Origin of the sequence: Paenibacillus sp. BR2-3 (assembly GCF_046529485.1) — a bacterium.
Classification (GTDB): domain Bacteria; phylum Bacillota; class Bacilli; order Paenibacillales; family Paenibacillaceae; genus Paenibacillus_AQ.
Window position 1 is genome coordinate 41061 of sequence record NZ_CP126311.1, and the last position, 18400, is coordinate 59460.

Genomic DNA, 18400 nt, shown 5'->3' on the forward strand with positions numbered 1-18400 from the left:
GTCTAGTAAAAGAGGTGCGCCTTTTGTTGCAAGGTCTTATAGAAGCGTTTTCCAAAGACCCCGATTTTCAGTCCGTAACACGGGGTGTTGCTGCAGGAATGAAAGAACAACTGATATCGGGCTTGTCAGGCTCCGCGAGGCAGATTATGCTTGCGGCTCTGCACGAGGAAACTGCCCGTCCGCTGCTCGTAGTCACTCATAATATGTTTTCAGCCCAGAAAATGGCCGAAGATCTACAGGAAGCGCTTTCTCCGGAGCGTGTGCTGCTTTATCCTGCCAATGAGCTGGTAGCTGCCGAGGCTGCTGTCTCAAGTCCGGAGACACTGGCGCAGCGTATTGATGTTTTGACCAAATGTTCGCAGGGTTTTCGTGGAATTGTTGTAGTTCCGTATTCGGGCGTCCGCAGATTGTTGCCCTCACCGCAAATCTTGGCCCAGGCGCAAATTACAGTTTCCCAGGATGGCACGCTGGTTCTTGATGAATTTCTGACGTCCATGATCAATATGGGCTACGAGCGGGTAGAACGCGTAGAGAACCGCGGTGAGCTCAGTGTCCGCGGCGGCATCATTGACTTTTATCCAATGACCTCTCCCCTCGCTTATCGGGTGGAGCTGTTCGACGATGAAGTCGATTCGATCCGTACGTTTGATCCTGGCGATCAGCGCTCCATTGACAAGGTCCGCAGCGTAACGCTGACACCTTCCAAAGAGATTATCGGGGATAGAGCCCGGCAGGAGCATGCAGCTTCAGAAGCGGCATCGATGCTGGAGCGGCAGCTGGAGAAAATGACGGACCGCCAGGCAAAGCTTCGACTGCGTGAGGAAATGGGCCGGGAGCTGGAAATGCTGCGGGAAGGAACTTATTTTCCGGAAATTTATAAATATATCAGTCTGCTTTATCCTGAACGCTCTCATCTGTACGATTACATGATGGATGATACACTGCTTATTCTAGACGAGCCGGCCCGGCTGCTGGAAACGGCGAAACAGCTTGAACGTGATGAGTCGGAGTGGAACCTGCATCTTCTGCAGAATGGCAAAACCCTGCCGGACCTGAATCTCTCAGTTGAAAGTGATATCGTCATGTACCGCCGTCCGTTCCAAAGTCTTTTTATGTCTATATTCCTGCGGCAGGTTCCCCATGTTCAGCCTCAGAACATTCTGGGCTTTATTAGCCGTGGCATGCAGGATTTCCATGGTCAAATGAATGTGCTGAAGTCCGAGATGGAGCGGTGGCACAAGTCGGGTGTACGGGTCATCATGCTGGCCAATGGCGAGGAGCGGATCGAACGTGTCCGCAGAGTGCTTTATGACTATGGAATTGAAGAGCCAACCATTATTCAGGGAAACCTGGGGTCGGGTTTTGAGCTGCCTTCCATTCACCTGGCGGTTATTACCGAAGGCGAGATGTTCTCCCAAAAACAGCGTAAGGCCCGCAAAGTATCCAAGGGTATCGATAATGCCGAGCGCATAAAGAGCTACACGGAGCTGAAAATTGGCGATTATGTAGTTCATCAAAACCATGGTATTGGCAAATACATGGGTATCGGGACGCTTGAGGTCAGCGGAATTCATCGTGATTATATGCATATTCTGTATGCCGGGGGCGACAAGCTTTCTGTACCGATTGAGCAGATAGACCTGATTCAGAAATATGTAGGCTCAGAAGACAAGGAGCCTAAGGTATACAAGCTGGGTGGAAATGAATGGACAAGAGTTACGAGCAAGGTCCGCTCTTCCGTGCAGGACATCGCTGATGACCTCATTAAGCTGTACGCTGAGCGGCAGAGTGCCCTAGGTTATGGCTTTGAGAAGGATACTCAGGAGCAGCATGAGTTCGAGGAAATTTTCCCTTACGAGGAAACTCGCGATCAGCTCCGCGCCATAGAAGAAATCAAGAAGGACATGGAGCAGAACCGTCCGATGGACCGGCTTCTCTGCGGTGACGTGGGATACGGGAAGACAGAGGTAGCCATTCGTGCCGCATTTAAGTCAGCGATTGAAGGCAAGCAGGTGGCGGTGCTGGTGCCTACGACTATTTTGGCCCAGCAGCATTATGAGACCTTCCGTGAGCGCTTCGCTAATTATCCGATTAATATTCAGGTCCTCAGCCGTTTCCGCAGCCGCAAGGAACAGAACGAAACAATTAAGGGCGTCCGGCAGGGTACGGTAGATGTTGTCATCGGGACACACCGTCTGCTGTCGCAGGATCTGGTATTCAAAGATCTTGGGCTGCTGATCGTCGATGAAGAGCAACGGTTTGGTGTAACCCACAAGGAGAAGCTGAAGAAGCTGAAGACCAACGTGGATGTTCTGACCCTTACTGCGACCCCGATTCCGCGAACGCTGCATATGTCGATGCTGGGCGTACGTGATTTGTCAGTTATTGAGACGCCGCCGGAGAATCGTTTTCCTGTACAGACGTATGTTGTGGAGCATAGCCAGACCCTTACCCGTGAGGCCGTAGAGCGTGAATTAGCGCGCGGCGGACAGGTATATTACCTCTATAACCGGGTTCAGGGAATCCAGGAAATGGCTGCGCAAATATCAATGCTGGTTCCGGAAGCACGGGTCGGCATCGGGCATGGCCAAATGTCGGAATCCGAGCTGGAGAAGACGATTCTTGATTTTCTGGATGGGGAGTATGATGTACTCGTTAGTACAAGTATTATTGAGACGGGTGTGGATATCCCGAACGTTAATACACTCATTGTCCATGATGCGGATAAAATGGGATTGTCCCAGCTGTATCAGCTGCGCGGCCGGGTGGGCCGGTCCAACCGGATTGCCTATGCCTATTTCACGTACCAGCGGGACAAGGTCTTGACGGAAGTGGCGGAGAAACGTCTTCAGTCCATCAAGGAGTTTACGGAGCTCGGGTCCGGGTTCAAAATAGCCATGCGCGATCTCTCCATTCGTGGAGCGGGTAATCTGCTCGGTGCGGAGCAGCATGGATTTATTGCTTCAGTAGGTTTTGATCTATACTCGCAAATGCTGGCCGAGGAAATTCGCAAGCGCAAAGTAACGGTATTGGGTGAGGAGGATACCTCGCTCAAGGAGGGCAACACGGTCATTGATTTGGCAATAGATGCCTACCTGCCGTCCGAGTACATCTATGACAGTATTCAGAAGATTGAGATTTATAAAAAGGTAGCGGCGGTAACCTCATTTGATGAGGCGGCGGAGCTGGCGGATGAAATGCTGGACCGTTTCGGGGAGCTGCCGGAGGCGGTTGACAACCTGTTGTCTGTTGCCCGCCTGAAGGTATACGGTAAAATGTACGGCATTGATTCCATGGTCAGACGGGGAGAAGAAGTCACCCTGAATTTTTATGAGGGACGCACTGCAGCCTTTGATACGGCTAAGCTCGCAAAAGTTGGAAATCGCTTTGAAAGACGTGTACAATTTGAGAGGGACTCGAAAGCGGCGATCCGGGTGAAGTCTAAAGGACTTAGTGATAAGGAGCTGCTTGGCTTGCTCGAACAATTTCTGGAGGAAGTCAAACAGTCTTTTAAATCGAAGGGAGAATTACACAATGTCGTTAAATAATTCAAAATCCTGGAAGGTGCTGCTGGTCTCTGTGGCTGCTGCGGTATCCTTCTCTATGTTATCCGCATGCAGCAGCAATAAAGACACTGCCGAAGATAATAGTACGGCCGTAGCGACCTATAAAGGCGGTACCATCACAGAGAAAGAATTCAATTTGGATCAGCGGATCATGAAATTCCTTTCTCCCGAGCAGGCTCAATATTTGGAGATTGATGCGTTTAAAGAGTCGATATTGAAGCAGGAGGTTGCCTTCGAGTATCTCGCCGCCAAAGCAACGGATGCAGCGAAGAAAGAGGCAGAGAAGGAAGCGGATATTCAGGTTGCTTCGTTGAAATCCGGTTTGGGTGATACCTACGAGAGCACATTGAAGGAGCAGGACATTACGGAGGATGACATCCGGGGGTATATGGTCCGCGTGCTTACCGTTTATCAGGACATGCTGCTTAAAGTAACGGATGATCAAGTGAAGAAGGAGTTTGAAGCTACGAAGGGCGACTTTACGGTAGCTACTCTGCGGCATGTGCTTATCCAATTCACTGATCCCGAGGGTAAAGAACGTACCAAGGAAGAAACATTGAAGCTCGCTCAGGAGGTTAAGACCAAGCTGGACGGGGGAGCGGATTTTGCTGAAATTGCCAAAAAGTATTCGGAGGACACCGGTTCTAAGGATGCGGGCGGCAAATATGCGGATAAGGCTGTTGGAACTTATGTTGAAGAGTTCAAAAAGGCCGCCCAAACGCTGGCGCTGAACACGATCAGTGATCCTGTAGAGACCACTTACGGCTATCACATCCTTAAGGTGGAATCACGGACAGAGAAAACCTTCGACCAGTTGACGGATGAGCAGAAGGAAGGAATTAAGAGTTCCCTCGCTTCCGCCGGTCTTGAATCTTTTCTGGAGAAGGACCTGGATGGCATCGTAGAAAAAATCAATCTGCCGAAAAGCTCTGCAGCTGTAGACAAATCGGGAACGACGAATAGCGGAACTGAGCCTACTGCTGCTCCAAGCGCGGAAGCGCCGGCGGCAACGGAAGCTGCCAAATAATACGCCATTTCGTTAGACGGACAAGCCCTATCCTGAGAAGTAGCAGGGTATGGCTCCTCTCCTGAAATACCGCCCAATGGGTGGTATTTTTTTTGAAAATTTTTATTTATTGTGGCATTTATTACGTTTCTTTGGGGGCTATACGTTGGGGAGATATTCTATACAAGTAATGTTATGTATAAGGAACTGGAAACCGTTGAATACTAGGGTCAGATTTCATGATGAATCACTGGGATTATTCTTCCCATTTGGACAGTAGTCAGACAATACTTCTTAAGAAAGCGGGGCAACATGTAAATGAAAGCTACTGGAATTGTACGCCGTATTGATGACCTCGGACGAGTAGTTATCCCCAAAGAAATCAGAAGAACACTTCGTATCCGTGAAGGTGATCCGCTGGAAATATTCGTGGATCGTGACGGTGAGGTTATACTGAAAAAGTATTCCCCGATTGGGGAGCTTGGGGATTTTGCCAAGGAATATGCAGAGTCCCTCTACGAAAGCACCGGACATGTAACCATGATTTCTGACCGTGACACCTTCATTGCACTGGCTGGCGGCTCCAAGAAAGATTATTTGGAGAAGCAGGTGGGAGTACTGCTGGAAACCTGTATGGACAGCCGCAAAACCGTATTGGAAACAAACAGCGGCAGCTATGAAATCACTAAAGACCATCAGGACAGCATTTCCTCCTATGTGGCTGCACCGATTATCTCCGGCGGCGACCCGATTGGCTCTGTAGTGATGATGAGTAAAGATGAGGCAGTCAAAATGTCTCAAATGGAAATAAAGATGGCTGAGACGGCGGCCGCTTTCCTGGGAAAACAAATGGAGCAGTAGTATCTTTCGTACAATGCCCCGCTTCTCTTTGGGTCTTGCAGCCCATAAGGAGGCGGGAGTTTTGTTGTCTGGGGCCCTCATACGTTATAATATAGAAATCCATCCCATTATAGCCCTAGAAGCAGGTATATTTATGAAACCTTCAACACAAGCCTCCCGGCTGCTGCAGGGAGCATTTATTCTTAGTGCTGCAGCCATTATTTCAAAACTGATAGGTACGCTGCAAAAAATCCCGCTGCAGAATTTGGGCGGGGATGCCGTATTCGGTATTTACAACACTGTATACCCCTTATATACCTTGTTTGTAACGGTTGCCATGCTCGGACTGCCGGTCGCCGTTTCCAAATTTGTCGCAGAGGCGGCAGCGGGAGAACGGAAGGAGGCAGGCCAGCAGATATTATTGAAATCTGCGGTTATGACCGGTCTAAGCGGTGTAATTATGGGCATCGTCACTTATACAGGAGCTCCGCTAATTGCTGAATGGATCGGCAACTCCCATATTATTGCTGCACTGCGGACCGCCGCATGGGGATTGGTGTTTGTCCCGGTAATGTCTGCGCTGCGCGGTTATTTTCAAGGTCTGCATAATATGGTGCCGACAGCGATGTCGCAAATTGTTGAGCAGTCCGTACGTGTGGCTGTTATGATCGTCCTCCTGCTTCACTTGACTTCAAGGGAGGCCGGAGCAGAGGCAATTGCTGCAGGTGCCCTGCTGGGGTCGGCCGGCGGCGGCATAGCAGGACTTTTCATGATGCTGCTCTATTGGCGGCGTCACCATGTCCGTATGGAGGGGTCTGCAAAAGGCCGGGTGGGCAGAGATCTTCTAAGTCAGGTTGTTAAGACTCGGCGCCTATTGTCTTATGGGGTTCCTGTAATGCTAGGGGCGCTTGCTGTGCCGCTTATTGGGCTGGTCGATGTGTTTACGTTGCCGCGACTACTGGCAGCAGGCGGAAACGAGCGGGAAGCGATGGTCCAATTTGGCGTATATAACCGCGGTTTACCGCTAGTACAGCTTGTAACCATGCTGGCGACTTCACTGTCTGTAGTGTTTATACCTGCATTGGCAGAGGCGAACTACAGGGGGGATTCGAAGCTGATCGAGATCCGCTGCAGGCTGTCTCTGCGCTGGTTCTGGCTGCTGGGACTGGCGGCCTCGGTTGGACTTGCGGTGCTGGCGGAGCCGATTAACGTGGCGCTGTACGGCAACGCTGCCGGCACCGGCGCGATGGCCTGGCTGGCCTTCACCGCCGCCGGCGGTACGGTCAGCATCATCTCCGCCGCGCTGCTGCAGGGCCTCGGCTTCGTGCGCGCGCCGGCGCTGCACCTGCTGGCCGCCGCGCTGCTCAAGGCGGCCCTCAACCTGCTGCTCGTCCCGCAGCAGGGCATTACCGGCGCGGCCATCGCCGGCGTGGCCGCGCATCTCTTCGCAGCAGCCCTGAGCGTGCTGCTGCTGCGCCGTAAAGCCCGTCTGCGGCTTCGCCCCGCAGATGTTCTGGCCAAGCCCGCGCTGCTCGTCGCGGGCTTGGGCCTGGCGGCCGCCGCGGCCAGCTGGGGCGCTGACGCGCTGCTGGCGGCAGCGGGCCTGGCGGGCGGGCGCGCCGCGAGCCTGGCGCAGAGCCTGCTCGGCGTGACGGCGGGCTGCGCCGTCTTTGCCGCTGGCGCTGTCGCCCTGCGGCTGCTCAGCGAGGACGAGCTCCGCCAGCTGCCGGGCATCGGCCCGTCCCTGGCGAAGCTCATGAAGAAGCTGCGCCTGTTCCCGTAGGCCGGCGTCCAGCTTCAACGGCGGCTGCTCCAGGGTTTATTAGCCTAATCTTTACTGCGTGTCATTCCAAGGCGGCTGCAGCTTATAAAGTAATCATTACAAGCCCCGCAGTCCTTCTATTTGAAGGAGAGGCGGGCAAAGGAGAGAAACAGGCATGAGTGCAACATTAACCGTGGTGGGCCTTGGATCGGGCAATCCGGACAGGCTAACGCTGGGAATAGTCAAAAAGCTGAAGGAGGCCTCCGTCGTCTACGTGCGGACGAAGGAGCATCCCGTCATGGCGGCACTTACGGAGCTTGGCGTAGTATCCCAATCCTTCGACGGTCTGTACGAGTCGTTATCCTCCTTCCCTGAGGTGTATGAAGCCATTGCTGAAAGGCTGATCAGGGAAGCGCGTTCGGCGGAAGCGGGAACAGAGATTGTCTATGCTGTCCCCGGACATCCTATGGTCGCTGAATCGGCAGTTTCTTTGCTCCGCAACCGCTGCCCTGAAACCGGGATAACCTTAAATATACTGGGGGGTGAGAGCTTTCTGGATGAAGCCTTCGTACGGCTGGGCTTTGATCCGATTGAAGGCTTTCAGCTTCTGGATGCTTCCGGAATCCGCCGATCCCAGCTTCAGCCGGAGATGCATACGCTCATCGGCCAAGTATACGATGCCTTTACCGCCTCGGAGACGAAACTGTGCCTGATGGAAGTGTATCCCGCCGATTATGAGGTGGTTATCGGTCATGCGCTTGGAGTAGAGAACGAGGAGCAGATCCATACGGTTCCCTTGTATGAATTGGACCGCCTGACAGGCTACGGCAATCTGTCCCTTATTTATATTCCCGCGAACCTTGAGGGGGACATCCGTAGACGTACCTTTGCCCGCCTGCACGAAATCGTCAGTATATTGCGCAGCCCCGAAGGCTGTCCTTGGGATCAGGAGCAGACGCATGAATCGCTGCGCAAGAATCTGATCGAGGAAACCTACGAGGTGCTGGAAACGATAGATGAGGATGACCCGGAGCATATGAAAGAGGAACTGGGCGATCTGCTGCTGCAAATCATGCTCCATTCCCAGATGGAGGAGGAGGTTGGCACCTTTGATGTCTTTGATGTTATTCAAGGGCTGAATGACAAGCTGATCTTCCGCCATCCGCATGTGTTCGGGGATAAGGATGCGGGTAACGCCGAAGAGGCGCTTCAGAACTGGGAAGGCATGAAGGCGGAGGAGAAACGGCGCAAAGGCTTGAAGCCGGAGACTCAGTCTGCACTCAGCGGTATTCCCCGTGACCTGCCAGCGCTGATGAAAGCCTATAAGCTTCAGAAGAAGGCGTCCAAGGTTGGCTTTGACTGGGACAACATCGGTGATGTGATATCGAAAATCCGCGAGGAGCTGGATGAGCTGCAGGAGGCGGTAGATACTGGCGCACCCGCAGAGGAGCAGATTCTGGAGCTGGGGGACTTGCTGTTTGCAGCAGCGAACGCCGCACGTTTCATCGGAGCTGATCCGGAGGAGGCCTTATCCCGCACCAACCGCAAGTTTGTGCAGCGGTTCCGGTATATTGAGCAAAGTCTTGAGCTGCAGGGCAAGAATCTTCAGGACAGCAATCTGGATGAGATGGAAGAGCTGTGGCAGGAAGCCAAGCGCAAGGAACGGGCTTAACTTTGTCTGTTATTCTATTTTTAAGTTAAAACCCTTGATTTAAAGTAGTGATAGCGGTTTATAATGTAATAGTGTCATGATTTAACATCGGGATGATTCAGCCCGGTTACATAGAAATACGCCGCTGGATGTTTTTATGTAAAAAATGACGAGTTGTGGCAGGAATTTGGAACGGCATCAAGAATATCATAAAGACGAAATGAGGATTTGCGTCTGAACAGGGCTGCGATCACCGTTTCATTTATTTTTTGTATCCTAGGAGGAACTTCAAATTATGAACAAGACAGATCTGATTAACAACATTTCCGAGAAAAACGGTTTGGCTAAGAAAGACGTAGAATCCGTATTGAATGGTTTTCTGGGCGAGATTACCGAAGCCTTGGCAAGCGGTGACAAAGTCCAACTGATCGGTTTCGGCACCTTCGAAACGCGCAAGCGCTCCGGGCGTACAGGCCGTAACCCGCAAACGGGCACAACGATTGAAATTCCTGAATCTACAGTACCGGCCTTCAAGGCTGGCAACAAGCTTAAAGAAGCAGTCAACTAATGCGTCTTGATAAATTCCTGAAAGTTTCCCGCCTGATCAAGCGCCGTACGGTGGCCAAGGATGTGTCCGAACAGGGCCGGGTGCTGATCAACGGACGGGAATCCAAACCGAGCAGTACGGTGAAAATCGGCGACGAGATCACCGTTCAGTTCGGTCAGAAGCTGGTAACGGTCAAAGTGGAGAAGCTGGTCGAAACCACCCGCAAGGATGAAGCGGCCGGTATGTACACACTGCTGAGGGAAGAGCCGATTGCCAAAAGCAGCGGCCTGGACTGGTAACCGTTATCTGCGGAAGACCAAAGAGAAAGCGTACCTTTACATCATGTAGAGGTGCGCTTTTTCTCCATACCCGTATGCATTCTGTTCTTTAATGACATGTTCTAAAGCAGCTCTCCTCCGCATAGATTAGGACCAGGGAGGAGGGGTACATGCTATGATCGAGCCAGGCAAAGTGAACAAGCAGCATGATTTGCATATGCACAGCCGCAAGCAGCTGGAATTGACAGGTGTACAAAATGTGGAGAGCTTCGACAGCGAGGAGTTTCTGCTGCGGACAGAACTCGGCCATCTTACCATCCGCGGAAACCATTTACATATCAAAAATTTGAGTCTGGAGAACGGGATTTTGTCCCTGGAGGGCAACGTCCATTCCCTGATTTATCTTGATCCGGGGTCGCAGGGCAAAAACAAAGGATTTATCGGCAAGCTGTTCAAATGAATCCAGGGGTTCAGTGGGTGACGCTGCTGTATATGCTGCTCGCAGGCGGGGCGATGGGACTGGCTTATGACAGCTACCGGGTGCTGTCATTGAAACTGCATTTTGCCAGATGGCTGAATGCCGCACTCGATCTGCTTTACTGGATTGCAGCCGCACTATTTGTGTTCCGTATGCTGTATGCCGGCAATCAGGGTCAACTGCGGTTCTATGCCTTTCTGGGGTTGTTTCTGGGAGTATGGATCTATTTTTTGATCTTCAGTGTCACGATACGGCGTTTTGTGGTAATGTTAATTCAATCGGTTCAATATGTGTGCAGACTGCTGTGGCGGTTTATTGTCGTAGTGATCGGACTGCCGCTGCTCTGGCTTTGGCGTCTATTTTTAGGGATTATCCAGCTGGTGGGCCGTATGCTGCTGTCAGTACTGAAATTACTGCGGTGGCTGACGAAGCCGCTATGGGTGATGCCTGTAAGATGGATTTCGTCCTGGCTGCCCCGGCTCAAAGCCAAACCTTGGATCGTGAGAGGTTCTCAATTTTTGACCAAACTATGGAAACGCTGACCTTGAAGTGGAGGGGCTAAGATGAGCAGATTCTCTGCGGAAGAGAAGAATAACCACGTACAGTCTTTAGCCGCAGGCGCAAAGAGGCGGAAGTTCATATGGTTTCTTGTTGTGGCCGTATTTTTTGGCTGGGCGGGATTTATTTTCTTTGCTCAGAGTGCGCTTATTGCCGACAAAAGAGACGAGCTGGCGAAGAAGCAGGAGAGCAATGAGAATGTTACCAAATCCTTGACTCAGCTGAAATATGAAGTATCCAGGCTGAATGATGATGAGTATATCGGACAGTTGGCACGCAAGTGGTATAATATCTACCCTGAGGGCGAACTTCCAATTCGAACGGAACAATCACAGGAATAAAGCGGCCAAAAGGGGCGTCAACTCTGTTGCCTTGCTTTGCTCTTTACTGTATAATCAAATCACCGCAGACTGTATGACTATAATATTCGTCTGTATATTTTTAAGGGAGGATCATTTTATTCTATGGCAATTGAAGTGGGCACCAAGTTAGAAGGCAAGGTGACAGGCATCACGCATTTCGGAGCATTTGTGGATCTGTCAGGAGGTGTCACAGGTCTCGTTCACATCTCGGAAATCGCCGATAATTACGTCAAGGATGTTAATGATCATCTGAAGATTAGTGATGTAGTAACAGTCAAGGTGATCAACGTTGACAAGGACGGTAAGATCGGACTATCCATTAAGCAGGCTGTCGATAAGCCCGCATCGGAAGTACGTCCGCCAAGAGCACCAAGACCAGATCGTCCAAGCGGTGGAGACCGTTTCGGCGGCGGTGGTGGCAGCGGAAGTGGCGGCGGTGGCGGCGGTGGTTTCAATCGTGAACGGGGTGGGCGTCCTTTCAAGCCTGCGGCCGGTAAACCTTCATTCGAGGATAAAATGTCACGCTTCCTGAAAGACAGTGAAGAACGGATATCTTCGATTAAGAAGAACACTGAAGGCAAGCGCGGAGGCCGTGGGGCCAAGCGCGTATAAAACTTAATATTGCACATCATAAATAACCGCTGGGGCTTTTAGCCTCATGCGGTTTTTTTGTCGCGAAAAAAGAAATTGCCGACAGCATCCATGCCATTCTCACATCACTTTGGGGCAATCGCTGGCGAATGGATGTTACAATATCTGTCATTCCAAAAGGCTGGAGCGTCCCTGAAGTAGATTAATAGACTGCCCCGTAAGGGATGAAGAGGCTTTCCCGAGACTTGTCGGCGCAGGCTTTTTTGTCGGAATTTTTTTGTGATTCCCCCTCCCGTTCTGACAAACTTTCGCAAACGGGCCGTTTTATAATGAGAACCATAAATTCTAAAACGGGTGGTGCTTGGGGAATGAATAAAAGCAATGTGGTCAATTTGCCGGAATGGACAAGAGCGGGAAGCTATAGTGAGGACGAAGAGAAAACCCTGGGACAACGAATCAAAGCCTGGGGTCAAAGACAAAGCGCGCTCCAGCTTCTAGTCTCAAAGAAATGGATGTTCCTGCTGACCATTATGGGTTTTCTACTGGGGAGAGCGATGATATTGGACGAGTTGTCCCCATTCGCGGCGGCTTATTTTGCAGTCATTGTTTTTATTCGCAGAGATTCTATTCTCCCTGTAGCCGTAGCGATAATAGCTGGAAGCCTGTTTACTCCGTTTCCGGGAGGGCTGGTTATTGCTGCAGAGCTGATTATTTTCTTCCTTCTCTATAAAGGGTTGGAGACATTCCAGCGGGTGGATCTCTCCTATGCGCCGATGATGGTGTTCGTCTCCTCGTTTATGATAGGGCTGTTCCAGACGGTCATTGGACCTTCCTTTACCTGGTATCCGCTCATGATGATGACCCTGGATGCGCTCCTCGGATTTGTGCTGACCCTTGTATTTTTGCAGGCTCTTCCGCTGCTGACCTACAGGCAGAAAAGCCGGGTGCTGCGGAATGAGGAAATTCTCTGCCTGATTATTTTGCTTGCTTCCGTCATGACGGGGCTTGTGGGCTGGTCTGTGAACGGCTTATCGCTGGAGCATATATTATCACGTTATCTGATCCTGATTTTTGCCATGGCGGGCGGTGCGCCGCTCGGTGCTTCTGTCGGCGTCGTAACCGGTCTTATCCTAAGCCTGGCTGACATTGGTGCCATCTATCAGATGAGTCTTCTCGCCTTTTCCGGTATGCTGGCCGGTATGATGCAGGGGGGGCGAAAAGGTGCGGTGTCCATTGGCATGCTGCTGGGTTCAAGCATCCTTTCCGTGTATTTCAGCGGTCCGGGTGATATGATGGCCTCTACCTGGGAGACCAGTATAGCAGTGCTGCTGTTTCTCCTGACTCCGCGGGCTCTCATATCCACGATCGCCAAATACGTGCCTGGCACGGTCGATCATAGTCGCTCCCAACATGAATATGCCAGGCGGGTAAGGGACCTGACTGCCGAGAGGGTAACACAGTTCTCGCAGGTGTTCCAGCAGTTGTCGAGCAGCTTTGGCCAGATCCCCCGTGCTGGAGAAGCGGGGAAATCGGACCGGGAGCTGGAGCATTTTATGAATGCGGTCACAGAAGAAGCCTGTAAGGGCTGCATCCGGCGTTCCCATTGCTGGGATACGAAATTCTATCAAACCTACAGATATATGACCGATATGATGACCACCGTGGAGGAATGCCCGGATATTACCGCTGCCCAGTTTCCGCCGGAATGGAACCGGATTTGCGGCAAGACGGGGGAGGTGCTTGAGGTCATGAAGAGTCAGTATGGCCTATACCAGCATGATATGCGGTGGAAAACACAAATATACGACAGCCGGCAATTTGTGGCGGAACAGCTGTCCGGGGTGTCGCAGGTGATGGAGGATCTTGCCCGGGAGATCAAACGTGAAAGTCAGGTCATGTACCGTCAGGAAGCCCAGATCCGCGAGGCGCTCGAGAAGCTGGGATTGTCCATCCATAGTATAGATATCATGTGTCTGGACCCTGGACATGTCGAGATTGAAGTGATGCATGCTTATACCCGCGGTTTTGACGAGTGCCGTAAAATGATCGCCCCGCTCTTGTCCGACATTCTCGACGAGAATATTGCTGTAACGAGTGAGACAGCGGTACATCCCCGGGAAGGGCTGTCTATGGTTACCTTCGGCTCGGCCAAAGCCTTTGAAGTGAATACTGGTGTGGCGGCTGCGGCCAAAGGCGGGGATATGCTGTCGGGGGACAGCTTCAGCAGGGTAGAGCTCGGAAACGGCACATTTGCCGTATCCATCAGTGACGGAATGGGCAACGGGGAGAGAGCGCGGATGGAGAGCAGCGCTGCGCTCGGAATGCTGGAGAAGCTGCTGCAGTCGGGCATGGATGAGAAGCTTGCGGTAAAGTCGGTCAACTCGATCCTTCTGCTGCGTTCGCCGGAAGAGTTCTATGCGACCGTGGATATGGCGCTGATCGACCAGTATTCCGCCCAGACCACCTTTATGAAGATTGCTTCTGCTCCAAGTTTCATCAAACGGGGCAGTGAAGTCATCCCTGTAACCGCGAGCAATCTGCCCATCGGCATCATAAAGGATATAGAGGTCGATCTGGTCAGCATGCAGCTGCGAGCGGGTGACATTTTGATAATGATGACCGATGGAATTTATGATGCACCGGGATATGCCGTTAATAAGGAGATATGGATGAAAAGATTAATCCAGGAGCTTGAAGGAAATGATCCCCAGGATTTGGCGGACAGCCTGCTCGATAAGGTTATCCGTTATCAGGGCAACGAAATTCATGATGACATGACGATTGTTGTCAGCCGATTGGATCACTTCCGCCCGGAATGGTCCAACCTGCATGTGCCCGGCCTTTCGCGGATGGAGCGTCCCCGGACAGTGAGCTGAAGAAACTTTTCACATCATTTAGGCTTTCGCTTGCTCATATAGCCACCCATCCCGTTTGACCGTTTGAAATCTCTCAACTCTGGAAATGATAGAGATAGAGGATTCAAACGAGGCGAGGGAGAGTGGATAACCATGAAGCAAATCTTGCTTATTACAGACGGATGTTCCAATGTAGGTGAAAGTCCGATAATGGCGGCAGCCCATGCGCTGCAGGAGGGGATCACGGTCAATGTAGTGGGCGTAGTGGATTATGGCACCATCGGGGAGCTTGGCAGCCGGGAAATCGCGGATATCGCCAAGGCGGGAGGCGGACTTAGCCGTATAGTCGGCACGCCCCAGCTGGCACAGACGATGCAGATGATGACACGCAAGACCGTGGTTCAGACGATCCAGCAGGCGGTTAATAAAGAGGTGAAAAAAATACTGGGTGAAGGCACCCTGGAAGATTTGCATCCTGTCCAGCGCTCTCAGGTCGTTACTGTAGTAGATGAACTTACCGAGACCTCCCCGCTGCGGATCGCGCTGCTTATCGACGCGAGCGCCAGCATGAAGCCGAAGCTCGCTGCTGTAGAAGACGCAATCCGCGATTTGGCGCTTAGCCTCGAAGCACGGGAAGGAATCAGCGAAATTGCCGTGTTCCATTTCCCCGGACGCACCAGCAGCGAGGATGCGGTGCTTGATATGGACTGGACTTCTGACCTGTCGGGAGTGCGCTCCCTGTTCTCCCGTTTGCGGATGAAAGGGGCAACACCGACAGGGCCGGCTATTTTCAAGGTGCTTGAACACTATCGTTATGATACACTGGATGAACATCAAGGCCGCCGTCCGGCGGATGACCAGGACGAAAGAGAAGGGATGCTTGGTGGGTATGTCGTCTAATCCGCCCTATCCTGCCGGCACCGTTATTACAGGCAAGTGGCGGGGAAACCGTTATATTGTGGAACGGCTGCTGGGCAGGGGCGCTAATGGAACCGTATATCTCGTGCAACGGGAAGGAAGACGGGAACGGTATGCGCTGAAAGTCGGATACGATACACTGGATTTGCAGTCAGAGATTAACGTGCTGACCTCACTGCAATCGTGCCGCAAGCGGAACGAGTATCAGGCCCGGAGGGAAACGCCGTTATCATCCTATTTGTTGGAAGCAGATGACTTTGCGGACAGTCATCATGTTCCATTCTATGTTATGCGCTATATGGAAGGCAGACCGCTGCACCATTTTTTGTCCAAGCACGGTCCCTCCTGGATTGGACTTGTAGGCCTTAAGCTGCTGGATAAGCTGCGAGGGCTGCATGAGTGTGGTTTTGTATTTGGTGATCTGAAGCCGGAGAATGTGATGGTATCCAATTACGGTGAACCTGAGCTTATTGACTATGGCGGTGCCAGTCCCATCGGCAAAAGCGTGAAGCAGTTCACAGAGTGGCATGACCGCGGCTTTTGGAACGCTGGAAGCCGTACGGGTGATGAAGCTTATGACTTGTTTTCATTTGCCGTGCTTTGTTTGCGCCTGCTGGATGAGGACGGACTGAAAACCGCTGCCGCGCAGCTGCCGCAGACGAGAAGTGTGGATGAATTGCTTAAGCTGACCAGAATTCTTCCAAGCCGGAAGCTGGCTTCCTGGCTGAGCCTTGCCCTGCAGGGTGGATTTTCCGGTTCAGCGGAGGCATCGGAAATCTGGAAGGAACATATTTATAACTCCCGGGCAGCTAAACCGGCTGATATGAAAACTCCGCGCTGGCTGAAAAATTCATTTGCATGTTCACTTTTTCTGCTGATCTTTACAATTTATTGGGTGATTCGTTTTTGAACTTATATATAGGAGCCGGATATGGAACAAATGAATGGCTTGGTGGATACGGTACTGGATGCTGCAGCGGAACACGGGTTGTGGTCACCCCATGATACTATCGTAGTCGCAGTATCCGGAGGTCCGGATTCTGTGGCTCTTTTGCGTATTTTGCACGAAATCTCTTTGAACCGGATGCCTCTAAACCTGGTGTGCGCCCATGTGAACCACGGATTCAGAACGGAGTCCCGGGAGGAGGCAGAGTTCGTTCGCGGGATGGCTGAGGAGCTGGGGCTTCCTTTTGAGCTGGCAGTATTTGATATTCCCGCTTATATGAAGGAGAGCGGACTCGGCGCCCAGGAGGCGGCCCGTAAGAAGCGCTATCAGTTCCTTACAGACACTGCCCATCAGTACAGGGCTTCTGCCGTAGCGCTGGCGCACCATGCCGATGATCAGGCAGAAACGGTATTGATGCGCCTGCTGCGTGGTAGCGGCCTTTCGGGGCTTGCGGGCATGCGGTGGAAACGAACGGAGAAAAAGGTGGAACTGATTCGCCCCTTTCTGCGTATTAACAAAACAGCGCTTGTTGAGCTTTGTCATAGCCACGGCTATGCCTATGCGGAGGATGCCAGCAATTTGCAGGTAAAGTATAAACGAAATGCCGTCAGGCTTGAGGTGCTCCCTTTTCTGGAGAGGTACAACGGCAGGCTGAGCCAGTCCCTTACACAACTGGCGGAAATTGCCGGAGCCGAAGATGAATTTATGGAGGCAAGCGCCGTAAAATGCTTTCAGGAGCTGGTTCGGAATACGCAGGGGAAATATGCCCTCGAAAGAGCTTCTTTTGCCACCGTGCCCTCCGCTTTACAACGGCGTTTGATTAAACTAATATTAAATTATCTGTCGGCGGATTACCCAGGTGTTGATTTTAACAAAATCGAAGCTGTACGCCGGGGAGCGCTGCAGGACCATCCCACTACATGGAGTCTTGATTTAGGTGGAGGTCTGACCTGTGTGCGGCAATATGACACCCTTTTGTTCTCGTCCAAGCCTCCGCAGCAGCAGGCAGGCTATACATATCGGCTGTCTTTCCCCGAATCCCGGCTTATACTGGTTGAAATAGGGAAGGTTTTGACGATGACTGTGCTGGAGAGAGAAAGCTTTCTGGTCCCAGGGGAAGGTTCAGGAAAGATGTCGGCATGGTTTGACGTCCATGAACTGGTTTTTCCACTGACGATCCGTTCCAGACAACCCGGAGATATCATAAAAGTCATGGGATTAAACGGAAGCAAAAAGGTAAAAGATATTTACATTGATGACAAAATACCTTCATCCGAACGCTCTTTTATTCCCTTGGTTTGTGATGGTTTGGGCAATATCGTCTGGATTCCGGGCATAAGACGCTCGATTCATGCCGCAGTAGGGCGGCAGACGAAAGCGGTTCTTCTTCTGTCTCTAAATGAGATGGATCAGGAAGATTCGTAATGGTCGAAGTAAGTCTTTCATAGTATAACTTAGGAGGTTCGCAAGTTGCAGAACGATATTCAGGAGATCTTGATCAGCGAAGAGGAAATTCAACAAAGAATTAAGGAGCTTGGTACAGTGCTGAGCGCGGAATATGAGGGACGTACCCCTTTGGTTATTTGTGTATTAAAGGGTGCATTTATTTTCATGGCTGATTTGGTTAAGGTTATTACAGTGCCCGTTGAGATGGATTTCATGGCCGTATCCAGTTATGGAGCATCGACTAAGTCCTCCGGTATAGTTAAGATCATCAAGGATCTGGATGTGCCGGTAGAAGGACGCGATGTATTGATCGTTGAGGATATCATCGACAGCGGTCTTACGCTTAGCTATTTGATTGAGCTGCTCCGCAACCGTAAGGCATCGTCCATTTCGGTGGTGACTCTGTTCGATAAACCAGCGGGACGTACGGTGAATCTTGAAGCGGATTACACTGGATTTGTTCTTCCTGACGAATTCGTAGTAGGCTACGGTCTTGATTATGCCGAGTTATATCGGAATCTCCCTTACATCGGGGTACTAAAGCCTGAGATTTATTCCAATTGACCTATGACAGCCTTGATCATATGGATCGGATA

Annotated in this window: 16 protein-coding genes; all 16 read left to right on the plus strand. The window is 51.5% G+C overall.

Annotated features, from left to right (window positions below; genetic code table 11):
• The first annotated feature begins 23 nt into the window (after positions 1-23).
• Positions 24-3548 carry a transcription-repair coupling factor gene (gene mfd / locus PaeBR_RS00210; protein ID WP_410512961.1) on the plus strand — a complete coding sequence of 1175 codons (3525 nt, stop codon included), beginning with the start codon at positions 24-26 and terminating at the stop codon, positions 3546-3548.
• Complete coding sequence (locus PaeBR_RS00215) at positions 3535-4593, plus strand: peptidylprolyl isomerase (protein ID WP_410512962.1); 1059 nt, start codon at positions 3535-3537, stop codon at positions 4591-4593. Before mfd ends, PaeBR_RS00215 begins: the two co-directional genes overlap by 14 nt.
• Before the next feature lie 297 nt (positions 4594-4890).
• Positions 4891-5433, plus strand: coding sequence for a stage V sporulation protein T (spoVT, locus tag PaeBR_RS00220; protein ID WP_410512963.1), 543 nt, complete (start codon positions 4891-4893; stop codon positions 5431-5433).
• A gap of 133 nt (positions 5434-5566) precedes the next feature.
• Positions 5567-7195 (plus strand): oligosaccharide flippase family protein, encoded by a 1629-nt coding sequence (locus tag PaeBR_RS00225; RefSeq protein ID WP_410512964.1) that lies wholly within the window; start codon positions 5567-5569, stop codon positions 7193-7195.
• Between the two features lie 154 nt (positions 7196-7349).
• Positions 7350-8846 (plus strand): nucleoside triphosphate pyrophosphohydrolase, encoded by a 1497-nt coding sequence (mazG, locus tag PaeBR_RS00230; RefSeq protein WP_410512965.1) that lies wholly within the window; start codon positions 7350-7352, stop codon positions 8844-8846.
• A 274-nt stretch (positions 8847-9120) separates the two neighbouring features.
• On the plus strand, positions 9121-9393 hold the full coding sequence (locus tag PaeBR_RS00235; protein ID WP_410512966.1) for an HU family DNA-binding protein: 273 nt from the start codon (positions 9121-9123) through the stop codon (positions 9391-9393).
• Entirely contained in the window at positions 9393-9671 is a 279-nt protein-coding gene (locus PaeBR_RS00240) for an RNA-binding S4 domain-containing protein (protein WP_410512967.1), read from the plus strand. Before PaeBR_RS00235 ends, PaeBR_RS00240 begins: the two co-directional genes overlap by 1 nt.
• 154 nt (positions 9672-9825) lie before the next feature.
• Positions 9826-10110 carry a sporulation protein YabP gene (gene yabP / locus PaeBR_RS00245; protein WP_410512968.1) on the plus strand — a complete coding sequence of 95 codons (285 nt, stop codon included), beginning with the start codon at positions 9826-9828 and terminating at the stop codon, positions 10108-10110.
• Complete coding sequence (gene yabQ / locus PaeBR_RS00250) at positions 10107-10670, plus strand: spore cortex biosynthesis protein YabQ (RefSeq protein ID WP_410512969.1); 564 nt, start codon at positions 10107-10109, stop codon at positions 10668-10670. Before yabP ends, yabQ begins: the two co-directional genes overlap by 4 nt.
• Before the next feature lie 21 nt (positions 10671-10691).
• Positions 10692-11027, plus strand: a complete 336-nt coding sequence (locus tag PaeBR_RS00255; RefSeq protein ID WP_410512970.1) for an FtsB family cell division protein — start codon at positions 10692-10694, stop codon at positions 11025-11027.
• A 123-nt stretch (positions 11028-11150) separates the two neighbouring features.
• Positions 11151-11660: a S1 domain-containing RNA-binding protein gene (locus PaeBR_RS00260; RefSeq protein ID WP_410512971.1), complete on the plus strand. Its 510-nt coding sequence runs from the start codon at positions 11151-11153 to the stop codon at positions 11658-11660.
• A 347-nt stretch (positions 11661-12007) separates the two neighbouring features.
• Positions 12008-14515, plus strand: coding sequence for a stage II sporulation protein E (gene spoIIE / locus PaeBR_RS00265; protein WP_410512972.1), 2508 nt, complete (start codon positions 12008-12010; stop codon positions 14513-14515).
• A gap of 132 nt (positions 14516-14647) precedes the next feature.
• Positions 14648-15394 carry a hypothetical protein gene (locus PaeBR_RS00270; RefSeq protein ID WP_410512973.1) on the plus strand — a complete coding sequence of 249 codons (747 nt, stop codon included), beginning with the start codon at positions 14648-14650 and terminating at the stop codon, positions 15392-15394.
• On the plus strand, positions 15384-16322 hold the full coding sequence (locus tag PaeBR_RS00275; protein WP_410512974.1) for a serine/threonine protein kinase: 939 nt from the start codon (positions 15384-15386) through the stop codon (positions 16320-16322). The genes PaeBR_RS00270 and PaeBR_RS00275 overlap by 11 nt, the downstream gene beginning before the upstream one ends.
• A 21-nt stretch (positions 16323-16343) precedes the next feature.
• Entirely contained in the window at positions 16344-17783 is a 1440-nt protein-coding gene (gene tilS, locus PaeBR_RS00280) for a tRNA lysidine(34) synthetase TilS (RefSeq protein ID WP_410512975.1), read from the plus strand.
• A gap of 45 nt (positions 17784-17828) precedes the next feature.
• Positions 17829-18368 (plus strand): hypoxanthine phosphoribosyltransferase, encoded by a 540-nt coding sequence (gene hpt / locus PaeBR_RS00285; RefSeq protein WP_410512976.1) that lies wholly within the window; start codon positions 17829-17831, stop codon positions 18366-18368.
• Positions 18369-18400: the final 32 nt, after the last annotated feature.